Consider the following 14,539-nt stretch of genomic DNA (forward strand, 5'->3'; position numbering starts at 1 on the left):
GAGGCGCTTATGCAACATCTGGATCAACAGGTAGTGCAGCAGGCCCTCGACTGGTTACAGCAGGGCCAGACTGTCTGGCTCTGCACCGTGTTGTCGACCTTCGGGTCGTCACCTCGGGAACCGGGAGCCATGATGGTGGCGCGCGCCGACGGTCAGCATGTCGGCTCGTTATCGGGCGGCTGTGTCGAAGACGACTTTCTCGAACGCCTGCAACAGGGCGAATTCCACCAGAGCATGTGGCTAGAGCGTTACGGCGACAACCGCGATGCCCAACGCCCGCAAGTGCAATTGCCCTGCGGCGGTATTCTCGAAGTGCTGGTCGAACGCCTGCAGCCCGATACCCCGGCATTGCTATCTACCGCCGAACCGGCCTGCCCGGTTTACAGCACCGATGCAGCCACCCTCGCCGCCGCCCGCAGCGCCCGGCAACAGCTGCAACACTTGCTGGCAGCCTTACAAGGCCAGTATTGCCTGCTGCGCGAAATCGACCTCAACAACCAACAGCAACAGCTGTTGCCAGCACCCGCCGAGTCTGGCCCCAGAGTCAGCCTTGCACACGGCCGCTGGCAAATCCGGGTTGGCCCCACCACCCGCCTGATTATTGCCGGGCTATCAAGTGTGGCACGCCACTGCGCGCAATTTGCGGTCACCCTCGGTTACGAAGTCATCGTTTGTGAACCGCGCGAAGAAGAGTACCGGGAGTTCGCCATACCCGGCGTGCGCCTCGAACGGGTAATGCCCTCGGCGTTTATTCACCGCCCCGGCAACAGCCACGCCCAGACCGCCATCGTCGCCATGACCCACGACCCGCGTATCGACGATCTGGCCATGATCGAAGCCGTCAAAACCAGCGCCTTCTATATAGGGGTGATGGGCTCGCGCCGCACCTCCGATGCCCGCGCCGCCCGCCTGTTGCGCAGCGGCGGCCTCAGCACCGACCAGATCGAACGTATACATATGCCGATTGGCCTGGCACTGGGCAGCAAAACCCCGGCCGAAATCGCCCTCGCCATTCTGGCCGACGTACTGCGCTGCCAACGAGGAGTCAAACGCGATGCCATTTGATAACCCCGCGCACGATCTGCACCCGCCACAGAGCAACGGCACACTGGCCATGGTCATGGCGGCCGGTTATTCACAGCGCTTCGGCGATCAGGACAAACGGCAAGCCACACTCGCCAACGGCGAAGCCTTGCTTACCACCACCCTGCAACGCCTGCTGCCGGAATTTGAACAACCACGCCATACCAGCATGGCGGTCGTCATTCGCCCCGACGACCGCCGCCTCGACCTTGGTATTCCGAAAAACTGCCATGTATTACGCGCCTGGAACGCCGAACTCGGCCTCGGCGCCAGCATCGCCGACGGCATCGCCCAGATCGCCATCGACCCACGCTGGAGCCATATCCACAGCCTCGCGATATTTCTCGGCGACATGCCCAACATCCACCCCACCAGCATCCAGCAACTGATCGCCCACGCCAGCCCACAACACATCATCCGCCCCTTCTACCAGAACCAACCCGGCCACCCCGTTATCATCGGCCGCGAATTCTGGGGCGAACTCGCCGCCTCCCCCGGCGAAGACAGCGCCCGCCGGGTGATACAACGCAACCAGCAACACCTGATACGCCTGCATCTCGAAGACCCCGGCGTTATCGACGACATCGACACCCAGGAAGACTGGCAAAGGCATCGATAGACGTCTGACGTCGGACGTCGGGCGTCGGGCGTCGGGCGTCGGGCGTCGGGCGTCGGGCGTCGGGCGTCGGGCGTCGGGCGTCGGGCGTCGGGTGCCCAGTATTTGTGGGAGGGAATTTATTCCCGAAACAGCATCGCGAATAAATTCGCGTCCACAACACACAACATCGGATTTACCCAGCGCAGCTGGCTGCCGAATGCCCATTGGGCGAGCCGGGATTCACACCACGGCCCGACCCGGCCGGGGCATGGATGCCCCGCTAGCCCAGTCGGCACAGGGATGTGCCGTCTGGGCGGGGTCGATCAGGCCGTAGGTGTGAATTCCGGGAATACGAGCCCAGCAGGGCTAAGCAGGGGACGGCCGCCCGGCCGGGGGACAAGGTCCCCCGGGCAGGGCAAGTAGCTTTGCGCCGGAAGCTGGACGTCGATCAAGTAAAAAACGCAGCATTCCCACGTGGAACGTGGGAACGAGAAAGAGTGGCCGCCAGATCCGATCGCGGCCCGGCCAGACGCCAGACGCCAGACGCCAGACGCCAGACGCCAGACGCCAGACGCCAGACGCCAGACGCCAGACGCCAGACGCCAGACGCCAGTCGAATTAATCTTTCTTGAAACGCTTGTGGCAACTGCTGCAGGTAGAACCTGCCACCTGATACAAATCAGCAACCGACATCGATTGCAGCTGGCTGTCGGTCATATCCGCCACGCGCAATTTGGCAATATCAGCTTTGCTGAGGGTAGCTTTGCCAAGGCCGTTGCTGGCGTTGTTGTCCATGGCCTTGCCCACCCGCTCCATATCGTTGGCCCATTGGCTGAAGGTTTTCCAGTCTTCCCGCACCAGCGGTTTGGCTTCGCTCGGTTTGGTGAATGTGCCTTCCGGATACAAAGTCAGCATATGTTCGCCGGAGGCTTTGACCAGGCGTTGGGCCTGGGCTTTGACGGTGTCGGCGTTGTAATCGGTTGAGCCCGCCACGATGGGTTTCAGTTCCTTCATGGCGGCTTTCATATCTTTCATTTCGTGCATGCGGTCGTGCACCACTCCGGTGGCACCGCCGTGGGCAAATGCCAGGGCCGGAACCAGCAAGGCGGCCAGTAACCAGCCTGCGCGACGTGCCTGTAATTTTTTCATTTCGGTTCTCCTGTGGGCCAAAAACGTCCCGCTCTGACAACAGCAATCGCGGAAACTGGGGCAATACTAAAGCCCCGAGCCTGAACCGTGGCTGAAAAATTCCGGAAAAATCGCCGGAGCGACAATTAACCGCGGACGTTATGCCGATTTACGCAGGCCGAGGCCACTGAGTACCCGTTTGAACACGCCACCACTCTGAGTGCTGCCCTGACTGCTGCTGGCGGGTTGAGCGGCCACTTGCGGGCGGTCAACCGGCTCTTCTCGTATACCGGGCAGGTCAAAGTTCATGGGCATTCGCAGCTGGTGAAAGAACATAACCAGTTCATCAACCATGCGCTCGCTGAAGCGGAATGGGTTAAACACGGGCATGTCTTGCTGGCGCAGGAATTCGCGGACTTCTTTTTCAGCCGGTACAAACTTCATCGACCAGTCTTCGAACAGGCGGCTGGATGCCGGGCCCTGTTTCAGGATGGTAGGAAAGCGATGGCGGCTGTCGAGGCAGATTTTCTGGTAGGTAGCCTCAACGACGTCTTTTTCGCCTTCGAGGCATTGGAAAAAGAAACCGTCGCCGTAGAACAGTACCCCACCAATACCCAGGCGGGTGTTATTGCGGCGCGATTGCATCAGGATGCTGCCGACCACGGGGTCGATAGCGCCTTCCTTGAGGGCATTGGATTGGCTGGCGTATACCAGGCGGTAAAGTGTGCTCATGGGTCGTCTCCCTTGTAGTGCTACAGTAGTTATACAAGAGTTATTCAAAATTTTCCATTTTGCACAAGAAAATATCTATTCCAGAAGTTAACAGAATCAATCAGTTATTGATGATTATGTTTGTACAAGGTTTTAGCAACCCGAAGTGGAGTTCTTGTACAGGATATGTCGGACGTCTGAGGTCTGGCGTCGACCGGGCCGCGTTCGGATCGGGCGAACAGCATCCACCAGCACACCGATTTCACCCAGCGCAGCTGGCTGCTCAATGCCCATTGGGCGAGCCGGGACTCACCGCAACGGCCGACCCGGCCGGGGCATGGATGCCCCGCCAGACCCGTTGGCACAGGGATGTGCCATCGGGTCGGGGTCGATCAGCCGTTGTCGGTGAATTTCGGAAAAACGAGCCCAGTCGGGCTAAGCAGGGGGAGGCCCGCCCGGCCGGGGGACAAGGTCTCCCAAGAGGGCAAGCAACGTAGCAAGTTAACAAGCGGAGTAGCCGCCAGACGCCAGATCCGATCGCGGCCCGGCCAGACGCCAGACGTCGGCCTGGCAAATTAACCAGCCGTGCAGATTGTCACTCGCCGGGGTTAGCGGTGCCGACTTTGGGGAACCAGAGGATAGCACTGAGGCCTTGGCCAGGTTGGCTGCTGAGTTCCAGTTCACCACCTAAGGCTTCCATGATTTTCTGGATGATCGACAAACCGAGGCCTGCGCCACCGCCGTCCTGACGGCCATTACGGAAGAAAGGTTCGGTCAGGCGGGCGAGGCTTTCGGCGTCAACGCCAGGGCCGTGGTCGCGGACTTCCAGACCAATCATGCCCATACGACGAAAGCCACCGTCACGCAGCTGCACCTGCAGCTGACCACCGCCGTACAACATGCCATTACACAGCAGGTTGCGAATGGCGATGCCCAGTAACACCGGGTTGATATTGACCGGGGCGCTGAACTGGTCGAGATCGATTTCCAGCTCACCACCATCATCCAGAACGCGGCTGTAGTGCTCCACCAGCACCCGCCTGACGGTTTCAGCCAGATCGAGGGTTTGCGGTTTCAGGTTTTCGACTGCAACCCCGGCCGCCCCCCGCTCCAACCGCGCCAGTAACAACAGTTGCTCAACGATATGGCCACCACGCTGGATACCGGCCATCAGGCCATCGAGCAGATGGCCAGCGCCCTGCTCCGTTGCCAACCGTTGCAGTTGCTGGGCTTCCAGCTGCATCACGGCCAGTGGCGTGCGTAACTCATGAGCGGCGTCTGCAACAAACCGGCGCTCGCGTTCAATGCCGTCGGTCAGGCGTTCAAACAGATGGTTAAGGCTGTGGATCACCGGTTGCAACTCCGGCGGTTCGGGTCGCAGCTCCACCGGTTGCAGGTTGTCGAGAGTACGCTGACGCAAGCGCTCGCTCAGTTGCTCCAGCGGGCGCAGGCCCGACTCAATCGCCGAGGCCAGCATCACGGTGGCCAGCACCAGTGCCAGTAAACCGCTAACCAGCATGATGCCAAACAGGGATTCGTTGATTTCGTCGCGAGCGTCGGGGATTTCCGCCACCATCAGCCAGGCGTCCATTTCCGGGATTTCAGCCACAAATACATCCCAGCGCCCTTGCTGGTAATCCATACGGAACATGCCTGCTTGTAACGGAGCCAGGGCGTGATCGGGGCTTTGTGGCGAGCGGAATAACATACGGCTGCCGTCACGGCTCCAGAGCTGTAACAGCATTTTCTTTTCATAGTGCTGAATGTTGTCGGAGACCTGATCGAGATCGGCAAACAGGTTATCGAGGCCCGCGTCGAGATGGTTGCCACCAGCGTCGTGTAATTTGAGGATCAGGGTTTTTAACATGCGGGTAGAGGTCACCAGCTGGGCGTCGAACACCTCGTCGACTTCGTGGCGAACGATAAAACTGCTGAAACCGCTGTTAAACAGCAACGCGAACAACAGGGTTAACAGCAGCGTGCGCCATAACTGGCGGCGAATTGATGGCGGCCCCGACCACATACGTTTCAAAGCGCGTCTCCGAGCCGATAACCAAGGCCGCGCACGGTGGTAATAACCCGGTTATCGAGCTTTTTGCGCAGATGGTGCACATGTACTTCCACCGTGTTGCTGCCGATGTCGTCGTCCCAGCCGTACAGGCTTTCTTCCAGTTGCTGACGGGTAAAAATCTGGCCGGGGCGTTTTACCAGCACTTCCAGCAGCATGAATTCTCGCCGCGACAGGCTGATCGCCTTGCCAGCAAAGCGCACGATACCGGTAGCCGGTTCCAGACTCAGCGCACCGTGGCTCAGTGTGGTAGCCGCCTGAGTGGTGCGTCGGCGGCCAAGGGCCCGAATGCGGGCACTGAGCTCTTCCAGATCAAAGGGTTTGAGCAGGTAATCGTCGGCACCAGCATCCAGCCCACGCACGCGGTCGTCGAGGCTGTCGCGGGCAGTCAGAATCAGCACCGGCAGCACCTGCCCGGCCCGCCGCGCTTCGGTGAGGATGCTCATGCCGTCCTTGCCGGGCAAACCGAGATCAAGAATCAGCAGGTCGTACGCCCCGCCGGGCAAACGCTGGTTGACCTTGTCACCCCGATTTTCCCAATCCACCGTGTGGTAGTCCTTTTCGAGGGCGGCCTTGAGGCTGGCCCCCAGCATGGCATCGTCTTCCACCAGCAGGATTTTCATCGCTTCAGAATCCAGTAACGGGTCTGTTGTTGGCCCAGAAAGGCATCAGCGTCAGCCCCCATTAACGACGCCAGGGTCGCCAGCATTCCGGCCTGGGTACAGGTCGGAGCGGCGACGGTGACCGAATCCGGGGCGTTGGGAACCGGCCAGCCGCTGCGCGGATCGAGGATATGACTGTAGCGAACGCCGTCTTTTTCAAGATAGCGGAAACGATCACCACTGGTGGCCAGCGCCCCCTGCGCCAGTTCCATCAGTACCGGTTCGGCATTGGCCGGATGTTCAATGGCTACCCGCCAGGCCTGACCGTTGGCACGCGGGCCACTGGCCAGCAAATCGCCACCAAAGTTGACCAGCACGCTGATCCGGTCGGGATTGTGATCGGCCTGTTGTAACAGCGCCATCACCCGGTCGACGGCGTATTCCTTGCCGATGCCTCCAAGATCCAGCTCCATCCCAACTGGCAGGCAGATCACCGGCGCTCGATCGGCGCTGGCGCGCCATAACACGCGCTGCCAGCCAATCAGCGGCAGCAACTCATGAATACGGGAGGGTTGTGGCAGACGGTCGGAACCATCAAAGGTCCAGACCTTGCGCAGCACTCCGGACGTAATGTCGAAACGGCCTTCCGACATCTGGAATAACTGCTCGGCAAAATCCAGCAGACGCGCGGTTTCATCATCAACCTCAAACGCTTGTCCGGCATGCGCCTGAATCTGGTGGATGATGCTGTCGGCGCGGTAACGGGAAAAACGCGCTTCAATACGCTGGGCTTCGGCACGCGCCAGCAAGCCCAGTTCCAGCGCCAGCCGTGGATCACGGGTGTCCAGCAGCAACTCACACGGGCAAGCCATGGCCGGGAACACGACCCGGAAATAGTCATCCAGTTCGGCCAGTTCCAGCCTTGTGTTTATGGCGTTGCCCTTGCCCATGCGAGTTTCCTTTTTGGTTGTTGCCACCAGCAGCGGATTACCAGGTGAGACTGTAACGGGCTTGCAGCCACCAGGCATCGGTGCCGGCAAACTGGTCTTGCCCATACAGGTCGGAACCCACCGGAACATCCACCGTACGGTTATCACTGAACTGACGATAACGGTTTAACGCAAGGCTGAACTCATTACCCGTTTCAAAGGTATAACCAACTTTCATGCCGGTGGTGATGGCATGGAACGCCGCCAGTCGGGCATCCGACGAAGCGTAATCAATGTGATGGGTTAACGAGCTGCCGTTCACATCAACATCGACTCCGTCTTGCAGGAACGGACGATAAAAATCCGCCGCCGTTTGCTGGTAGTGGCGTACTCCGGGTTCAACGAACCAGCCGCTGTGGCCCAGCTGCCAGTGGTAGTCCAGATCGAAGGTGTTGGACTGAATCCCCCAGTCGTCGCTCATGTAACGCCAGGCGATATCCACCGAATCGTCGTTAAACACCGCCACCTTGTTTTGCCAGTAGGTGTACCACTTCTGGCGCTGTTCCGGGCGTTGTTCAAACAGATACACGTAGGAACTGCTATCGGTGGCATCGGTAATCAGGTTGCCATCGCGGGCTACGGTCAGAATCTTGTACGGATCCGACTGGTAACCGCTGGCATTGCTGAGGCCAAGGTTAAAGCGGGTAACCCAGCGGCGGTTCATGATCTGGCTGACACTCAGCATCACGTCCTGCACGTTTTTGGTTTTTTCAGCGCCGTCGGTTGTATGGTCGGTGTAACGGCTCAGCCCCACCGGCGCACCGCCGTGCGGATTGATGTAGTCGAATTCGAGGTTAACCCCGAGTGATACCGTGGTGTTTTTCTGGTTGAACTCGCGCCCGATCGCGCCGTTCATGCTCACTGAAGTGAAATCGCTTTCGACCGAAAAACCACCACCTGCCGACGCCAGCCATTTGTCGGCCGGTTTACCCGACCAACCGGCGGCGACCACGTAACGGTTGTCCATAAAGGATGGATCGAGTGGACGTTCCCCCGCTCGGGCAGTGTAACTGCCAGAGCTGCCGCCCTCATCGTCGTCATCCTCGTCTTCCCGCTCGCGTTCACCACCGCCGCCCGAGGCACCGGCCGCCGATGGCGAGGTAAAGGTCTGGGCGCGATTGGCCGCCATTGCACCATTGGGCGAGGCACCACTGAGGCTGTCGTATACCAGATGCAGGCTGATCTGGTTGTCTTCATCCAGCTGTTTGCTGAAGTTCAGCTCCGGCTCCACCGCCAGTACCTTGGAACCGTCTTCCTTGTAGATCAGCACACCGGAGTCCACTTTCCATGGCTCGGCAGCCTCGGAGTTATGGCCCAGCAAACTGGCCGTGGCGAGGGCCAACTGGCCAATAATCGGCACCAGCGGGCGTTTGTTGCCGCTATTCTGGCTGGCACCGTGACGGGCGTTGGCACTATGGTCAGCGCCTGAATATTCGGATTCTGACGGCAGAGCCACGTCAGACACAGATTGAATCAGTTGCATCCGCAGCCACCTCCGCCAAAACCACGCCCACCAGAGCTGGCTTCCTTACTGAAATAGATATGGTCTTCAAACCCGGCCTGAATCGGATCACCGTCCAGCTGCATTTGTGGCTTGGCCAGCAAATCACGCTCCCAGGGTTTGACGGCGGTGCAGCCGCCCAGCAGCAGGCTGCCCGCCAGCACCAGCGCGCCGATGCGCATCAATGCCTTCATTATTTTTCCTCCAGCAGCTGGCGGATTTCCTGTTCGTAACCCTGGCTGCGATCGTTATGGAAACCGAGATGACTGAAACGGGCATTGCCCTGACGGTCGATGATCACGCTGGTCGGCATGGTTTCGACCTTGAAGTAGGTGGCCAACTCGCCTTTGGGGTCGGTTTCGATACGGAAACCAACCGGGAATTTTTTCAGGAACGCCTGCGCCAGCGCAGGTTCCTGATCGAGGTTCACCGCAATCACTTCGAGGCCCTGGTCCTTGTAGTGTTGGTGCATTTTTTCCATCCACGGGAAAGATTCACGGCACGGCCCACACCAGGACGCCCAGAAATCCAGATATACCACCTTGCCCTTTAACTGGTCGAAGTCGATTTCAGCGCGCGCCGGGCTGGCGGCAAACATCAACAGCAGTAACGGCACCTGAATAAGCAGCCAGACTCGTTTCATAACGGTTTCTCGTTGTTAGACATGTCACCACTCTAGGCAGGCTTGCTTAACGCATCCTTAAGGATGACTTAAGAAAGCCTTAAGTCTGGGCAGCCACCATGGTTGCCATATTCCCGTTACGGTCGAGAGCGCCTGTGATGCCTGTGATGCCTGTTTACCTGTTTGCCCTGCTCAGCCTGCTGTTGTCGTTTACCCAATCCGCCAGTGCCGGGTTGCCCTCTCTGGCCAATATGGAAACCAAAGGCAGTTTCCTGCCGGTGGAACAGGCCTTCAAACCCCGTGTTGAACGGGTGGATGACCATTGGGCAGTGCATTTTGATATCGCCGAAGGCTATTACCTGTACCAGCAGCGCGCATTTACCACGCCCCAGCTGGATGAAACCCATCTGCAGTTTGTGCAGACGCCCTCCACCAAGATGGATAAAAACTTCGGCCAGGTAGCGATTTTTCATGACCAGCTGGATCTGCGCCTGATCATCCCGGCCAACCAGCCGCTGACTCTCACTTATCAGGGATGTTCAGAGCAGCAGCTGTGTTATCCGCCCCAAACCCTGACCATCCAGAGTGCCAGCGCAACAACCGATACCACCCCTGCGGCAGCGGCCAGCAGCGCCAACAGCCCCGTATCCGGCGGGTTTGATTCCGGCCGTTTTGCCGCCGACAGCCTGGGTTCTGGCTCCCACAGCCTGTTGTGGGTACTGCTGAGTTTCCTCGGCCTCGGTTTTGGCCTGTCGTTAACCCCCTGCGTGTTCCCGATGGTGCCGATTCTGGCCAGTATCATTGCCGGTCAAAGCAGCAAGTCGATGAGTGCAGGCCGTGGTTTTGCTCTGTCGCTGTCGTACGTTGTGGGTATGGCCAGTTCCTACGCCATGATTGGTGCGCTGGTCGCCGCCTTCGGAGCCAAGGTAAATATGGCCGCCATCACCCAGACACCGCTGGTGATTGGCCTGTCGGCCCTGCTGTTTGTGGTGCTGGCGCTGTCGATGTTCGGGCTGTTTGAAATCCAGCTGCCTGCGGCCATTCGCAACCGCCTCTACAGCTGGTCACAACAGCAACAAGGCGGCCAGTTTATGGGCAGTTACCTGATGGGCTTTTTCTCGGCCCTGGTTGTCTCGCCCTGTGTGTCGGCACCACTGGCGGGCGCACTGATTTACCTGAGCACCACCGGTGATGTACTGACCGGTGCCAGCGCCCTCTTTGCACTGGGTATGGGTATGGGCATTCCGCTGCTGCTGATTGGTGTCAGTGGTGGTCGCCTGTTGCCAAAATCCGGCAACTGGATGCTGGTGATCCGTTCGGCATTCGGCGTCGCCCTGCTGGGTGTGGCGGTTTTCCTGATGATTCGCATCATTGGTAACGGCCCGGCGATGGCGCTGGCCGGTGTATTGGCACTGGGCGTTGCAGTGTTCCTGAAAGTACTCGAACGCCCAACCACCAACCCGGAACGCCTGGCACGTACACTCGGCATCGCCGCACTGGTGATTGGTATCCTGTGGCTGGTGGGCGCCGCCCGTGGCAGCGAAAACTGGCTACAACCACTGGCCGACCCAACCGTTAACCGCCGTGAAGCCGTGACCCCATCGAACGATACTTACACCTCGCCCGTGGCACTGATGCAGGCCATTCAGAACAGCAGCGACAACCGCCCGGTACTGGTGGATGTATGGGCAACCTGGTGCGCCAGCTGCCGCGAAATGGACGAATTGCTGAAATCCGGAGCCGTCACCCCGGCTCTGGGGCAATACCGGTTACTGCGGCTGGATATCAGCCGCAGCACACCGGACCAGCTCAAACTGCTGACCGAACTGGGCGTGTTCGGCCCGCCAGCCCTGCAGATGTACAACCGCAACGGCGACATCCTCGCCCCCGCCCTGCAGGGATTACCGGAAACCGATGGCCTGGTGCAGTGGTTAAACAGCCAGGGCAAAGTACTGCCGAAAGGGTTGTCGGAGTTGAAGTAATGGTGGAAAAACAAGGGGATCCGTTCACAAGCCTGGCTTACTCCCCTTTCCCCAACCGCTTCTCCAGCGCCTCACACCAGGCCTTGATCGCCTTGATCCGCGCATAACGCTTATCGTTGGCCTCAATCAGCGTCCAGGGCGCAAACTCCGTGCTGGTACGCTCCACCATATCGTTCACCGCCTGCTCATAGGCAGGCCAGCGTTCACGGTTACGGTAATCTTCCTCGGTGATCTTGTACTGCTTGTAGGGAATGGCTTCACGCTCGCGGAAACGTTTCAGCTGCTCGTCCGGGTCAATGTGCAGCCAGTACTTCATCAGCACCGCACCTTGTTCCTGCAGCTGCTCTTCGAAGTCGTTGATTTCGCCATACGCGCGCATCCACTCGGCGGGTGTGGCAAAACCTTCCACCCGCTCCACCAGCACCCGGCCGTACCAGCTGCGATCGTAAATGGTGATCTTGCCGGCGCGCGGTACATGGCGCCAGAAACGCCATAAATAATGGTGCGCCCGCTCCTCGTCAGTCGGGGCGGCAATCGGAATAATCTGGTAATGACGAGCGTCGAGGGCTGGCACCATACGGCGGATCAGCCCGCCTTTGCCTGCAGCGTCCCAGCCTTCCAGTACCAGTACCGATGAAATTTTCTTGCTGGCAGCTTCGCGGGTCAGAACATTCAGTCGCCCCTGCCAATGCTCCAGTTCTTCTTCGTAGGTTTTTTTGCTGAGGTGCACACTGAGATCGAGATGGTTCAGCAAGGTGCGTGGACGCTCCGGCAGATGCAAAGACGGCGGCATGGCAGGAGCCGCCACAGCAGCCGTACTGGCCTGATGCAAACGTCGCTGCACCGCTTCCAGAATATGCTGGCCGATGCAGATATCGCGGTAATGGCGGTCGGTGCTTTCCACAATAATCCAGGGAGCTTCCGCTGTGCTGGTTTCGCGCAGCGTGCGTTCGGCGACCTTGCGATATTTATCCCAGGTTTTCAGATGCTGGCGATCCTGCTCGGACACCCGCCAGGCGGTAGCCGGATCAGATTCGAGTTTTTGCAGACGTTTTTTCTGTTCGTCACGGGACAGATGCAACCAGAATTTGAGAATCAGGGCACCGTCGGCCACCAGCTCACGTTCAAAGTTGTTGACCCGTTGCAAACTGGCATCCAGGCCACCGTCATCCAGTTTGTCTTCCATCCGCAAACCAATCGGATGGCTGTACCAGGAACCGACAAACAAGCCGATCCGACCTCGGGCTGGCAAGGCTCGCCAGTAGCGCCAGAACAACGGCCGCTGACGCTCGCCTTCGCTGGGTTCATCAAAAGCAAAGGCGCGCATGTAGCGTGGGTCGAGCCACTCGTTAAGACGATTAAGCATCTCGCCCTTGCCAGCGCCATCGCCACCCGACAGCAACACAATCACCGGGAAGTCAGCCTGTTTGAGCGACTCCTGCATCATCAGCAGTTGCGCCCGCAAATCCGGCACCTTCTTGTCGTATTCCTTGCCAGACAACTTGTGGCCCAGCTCTGCTACCTCAAACATGCGCACTCCCGCGATCAAATCCGGAGTTCACTATAGTCCAGATTCGCCATAGAGACACAAACCGGGATCAAGCTGGGCCGTCATCGTGCAGCAACAGTGGCCAATCAGACCCGAACCCGCAACGACAACAGGGTCGCCAGCGCAATCAGGGTGGCAATGGCATACAGCGCCACCGGCAATGAAAAATACTGCGCCAGCTGACCAACGCTGGCTGGCCCGGCCAACACGCCGATGTAGCCAAGGGTGGACACCGCCGGCACCGCAATCGACTGTGGCATCAGGGTCTGCTTGCCGGTTGCCGAGAACATGATCGGCACAATGTTGGAACAGCCAATCCCCACCAGCGCATACCCCACCAATGCCATCACCGGACCTGGCGCGGATACCGCCAGAAACAGGCCGCCACTGGCCACCAGCCCACCCAGTGTCAGTACCGGACGCGCCCCCACCCGACGAATCAGCTGATCACCGGTCAGACGACCCAGCGTCATGGTGACGGAAAAACAGAACAGCCCCAGCGCTGCGTTGGAATGCGAGGTGTGTTGATACTCAGTGAGGTACACACCACTCCAGTCGAGCACCGTGCCTTCCGCCAGAAACAGCGCAAAACAGATCAAGCCAATCAGCAACACCGGCCCGCGTGGAATCGCAAACGCCGGACCCTCTTTCGGGCTGGCGAACGGCAGTAAACCACCCCGGGCATACCAGAGTGTTCCCACCACCAGCAATGCCACCAGTACACAGGACTGGCTGGCCGTAACCTTGAGGTTCAGCAAAAACGCCATGATACCGGCACCAAAGATGCCACCTAGGCTGTAAAAGCCATGAAATCCCGACATCAGATTGGTGCCAGCACGTTTTTCGACCAGGATGGCCTGAATATTCATCACACAATCAGCGGCACCCAGGCCAAAACCGGATAACAACAGCAACAGCATGAGTTCGGTGGAATTGCTGGCCCACGGCAACAGCAGCACCACCAGCGAAAACAGGGCACCCGCCACCAGAATAATGCGACGACAGCCGAATTTCGGAGCCAGTGCTCCGGAAATCGGCATCGACAAAATGGCTCCGGTGCCGAGGCACAACAGCAGCCAGCCCAGCGTGCCATCACTGATACCGGTGTTGCGTTTGATCAGCGGAATAATCGCCGCCCAGGTAGCCACCGCCAGCCCCGAACAGAAAAACACGGCACGGGTAGAAAACACTTCTAGCGGATTTGCGGCGTTTTCCGCCAATACATCGGACATAGGTTCTTACAGCCCCTTGGAAGGCACAGACGGGCCATCCCATACGGCCCGTTTCATCAGTCTGCTGATAGCGTTAACAAGCCACATTTATGTGACAAATCATATTGTTATGATCACCACCACAATGGGTTAAAACCAGCAGGAGCAGGTTTATGACGGAAGAAGGCGAAAAACGCATCATCGGATTACTGGAAAACATTGTTGCCAACCAGCAGATCTGGCTCAGCCGTCAGGCCGAGGCGTTGGAGTTACAAAAATCGCAAATGCTCAAGGCCGAACAGATCACCAACCGCGCTGAAAAACTGCAGACCAGCAGTATCAAAATCGTGCGCTGGCTGTTCGGATTTTTGCTGATTGTTGTGGCGGCGTGGGTGATGTCGTTGATGTTCTGATTTCAGAAGGCATCCGGAACGGATTGTTGTGGTGAGGACTGAAGACTTGTCTGCCCGCTTTTGCGCAACACGGGCAGACGCT

Annotated in this window: 15 protein-coding genes; 4 read left to right on the forward strand and 11 right to left on the reverse strand. The window is 58.8% G+C overall.

The genetic code is table 11. The annotated features are described in order from the left end of the window. Positions 1 to 9 precede the first annotated feature (9 nt). The gene (locus tag OUO13_RS02320) at positions 10 to 1,065 is read left to right on the forward strand and encodes an XdhC family protein (RefSeq protein WP_283172233.1); all 1,056 of its coding nucleotides are present in this window, start codon (positions 10 to 12) and stop codon (positions 1,063 to 1,065) included. Next, the gene (locus tag OUO13_RS02325; protein ID WP_283172234.1) at positions 1,055 to 1,702 is read left to right on the forward strand and encodes a nucleotidyltransferase family protein; all 648 of its coding nucleotides are present in this window, start codon (positions 1,055 to 1,057) and stop codon (positions 1,700 to 1,702) included. Before OUO13_RS02320 ends, OUO13_RS02325 begins: the two co-directional genes overlap by 11 nt. Before the next feature lie 427 nt (positions 1,703 to 2,129). Here the strand turns inward: OUO13_RS02325 and OUO13_RS02330 are convergent, their stop codons facing one another. The 9 genes from OUO13_RS02330 to OUO13_RS02370 all read right to left on the reverse strand — a co-directional run bounded on the left by OUO13_RS02330 (position 2,130) and on the right by OUO13_RS02370 (position 9,323). Beyond that, positions 2,130 to 2,327: a hypothetical protein gene (locus tag OUO13_RS02330; RefSeq protein ID WP_283172235.1), complete on the reverse strand. Its 198-nt coding sequence runs from the start codon at positions 2,325 to 2,327 to the stop codon at positions 2,130 to 2,132. After that, complete coding sequence (locus OUO13_RS02335) at positions 2,300 to 2,830, reverse strand: c-type cytochrome (RefSeq protein ID WP_283172236.1); 531 nt, start codon at positions 2,828 to 2,830, stop codon at positions 2,300 to 2,302. Before OUO13_RS02335 ends, OUO13_RS02330 begins: the two co-directional genes overlap by 28 nt. A gap of 138 nt (positions 2,831 to 2,968) precedes the next feature. Further along, a complete protein-coding gene (locus tag OUO13_RS02340; protein WP_283172237.1) occupies positions 2,969 to 3,541 on the reverse strand; it encodes a BLUF domain-containing protein in 573 nt (190 codons plus the stop codon). A gap of 574 nt (positions 3,542 to 4,115) precedes the next feature. Further along, on the reverse strand, positions 4,116 to 5,543 hold the full coding sequence (locus OUO13_RS02345) for an ATP-binding protein (RefSeq protein ID WP_283172305.1): 1,428 nt from the start codon (positions 5,541 to 5,543) through the stop codon (positions 4,116 to 4,118). Between the two features lie 5 nt (positions 5,544 to 5,548). Further along, the gene (locus tag OUO13_RS02350; protein WP_283172238.1) at positions 5,549 to 6,211 is read right to left on the reverse strand and encodes a response regulator; all 663 of its coding nucleotides are present in this window, start codon (positions 6,209 to 6,211) and stop codon (positions 5,549 to 5,551) included. Continuing rightward, entirely contained in the window at positions 6,208 to 7,140 is a 933-nt protein-coding gene (locus tag OUO13_RS02355) for an FAD:protein FMN transferase (protein ID WP_283172239.1), read from the reverse strand. The genes OUO13_RS02350 and OUO13_RS02355 overlap by 4 nt, the downstream gene beginning before the upstream one ends. Positions 7,141 to 7,177: 37 nt before the next feature. Then, positions 7,178 to 8,662 carry a DUF3570 domain-containing protein gene (locus tag OUO13_RS02360; protein WP_283172240.1) on the reverse strand — a complete coding sequence of 495 codons (1,485 nt, stop codon included), beginning with the start codon at positions 8,660 to 8,662 and terminating at the stop codon, positions 7,178 to 7,180. Continuing rightward, the gene (locus OUO13_RS02365; RefSeq protein WP_283172241.1) at positions 8,653 to 8,874 is read right to left on the reverse strand and encodes a DUF4266 domain-containing protein; all 222 of its coding nucleotides are present in this window, start codon (positions 8,872 to 8,874) and stop codon (positions 8,653 to 8,655) included. The genes OUO13_RS02360 and OUO13_RS02365 overlap by 10 nt, the downstream gene beginning before the upstream one ends. Continuing rightward, the gene (locus OUO13_RS02370; protein ID WP_283172242.1) at positions 8,874 to 9,323 is read right to left on the reverse strand and encodes a TlpA disulfide reductase family protein; all 450 of its coding nucleotides are present in this window, start codon (positions 9,321 to 9,323) and stop codon (positions 8,874 to 8,876) included. The genes OUO13_RS02365 and OUO13_RS02370 overlap by 1 nt, the downstream gene beginning before the upstream one ends. A gap of 137 nt (positions 9,324 to 9,460) precedes the next feature. Here OUO13_RS02370 and dsbD point away from each other — a divergent pair, with 137 nt between their 5' ends. Next, complete coding sequence (dsbD, locus tag OUO13_RS02375; protein ID WP_283172243.1) at positions 9,461 to 11,284, forward strand: protein-disulfide reductase DsbD; 1,824 nt, start codon at positions 9,461 to 9,463, stop codon at positions 11,282 to 11,284. Positions 11,285 to 11,321: 37 nt separating this feature from the next. On the opposite strand, the gene pap is transcribed toward dsbD, so the two are convergent. Beyond that, positions 11,322 to 12,815, reverse strand: coding sequence for a polyphosphate:AMP phosphotransferase (pap, locus tag OUO13_RS02380; RefSeq protein ID WP_283172244.1), 1,494 nt, complete (start codon positions 12,813 to 12,815; stop codon positions 11,322 to 11,324). A 104-nt stretch (positions 12,816 to 12,919) separates the two neighbouring features. Beyond that, on the reverse strand, positions 12,920 to 14,065 hold the full coding sequence (locus OUO13_RS02385; RefSeq protein ID WP_283172245.1) for an MFS transporter: 1,146 nt from the start codon (positions 14,063 to 14,065) through the stop codon (positions 12,920 to 12,922). A gap of 152 nt (positions 14,066 to 14,217) precedes the next feature. Here OUO13_RS02385 and OUO13_RS02390 point away from each other — a divergent pair, with 152 nt between their 5' ends. Further along, the gene (locus OUO13_RS02390) at positions 14,218 to 14,457 is read left to right on the forward strand and encodes a hypothetical protein (protein ID WP_283172246.1); all 240 of its coding nucleotides are present in this window, start codon (positions 14,218 to 14,220) and stop codon (positions 14,455 to 14,457) included. Positions 14,458 to 14,539: the final 82 nt, after the last annotated feature.

It is taken from the genome of Parathalassolituus penaei (assembly GCF_026626885.1).
Taxonomy (GTDB): domain Bacteria; phylum Pseudomonadota; class Gammaproteobacteria; order Pseudomonadales; family Oceanobacteraceae; genus Oceanobacter; species Oceanobacter penaei.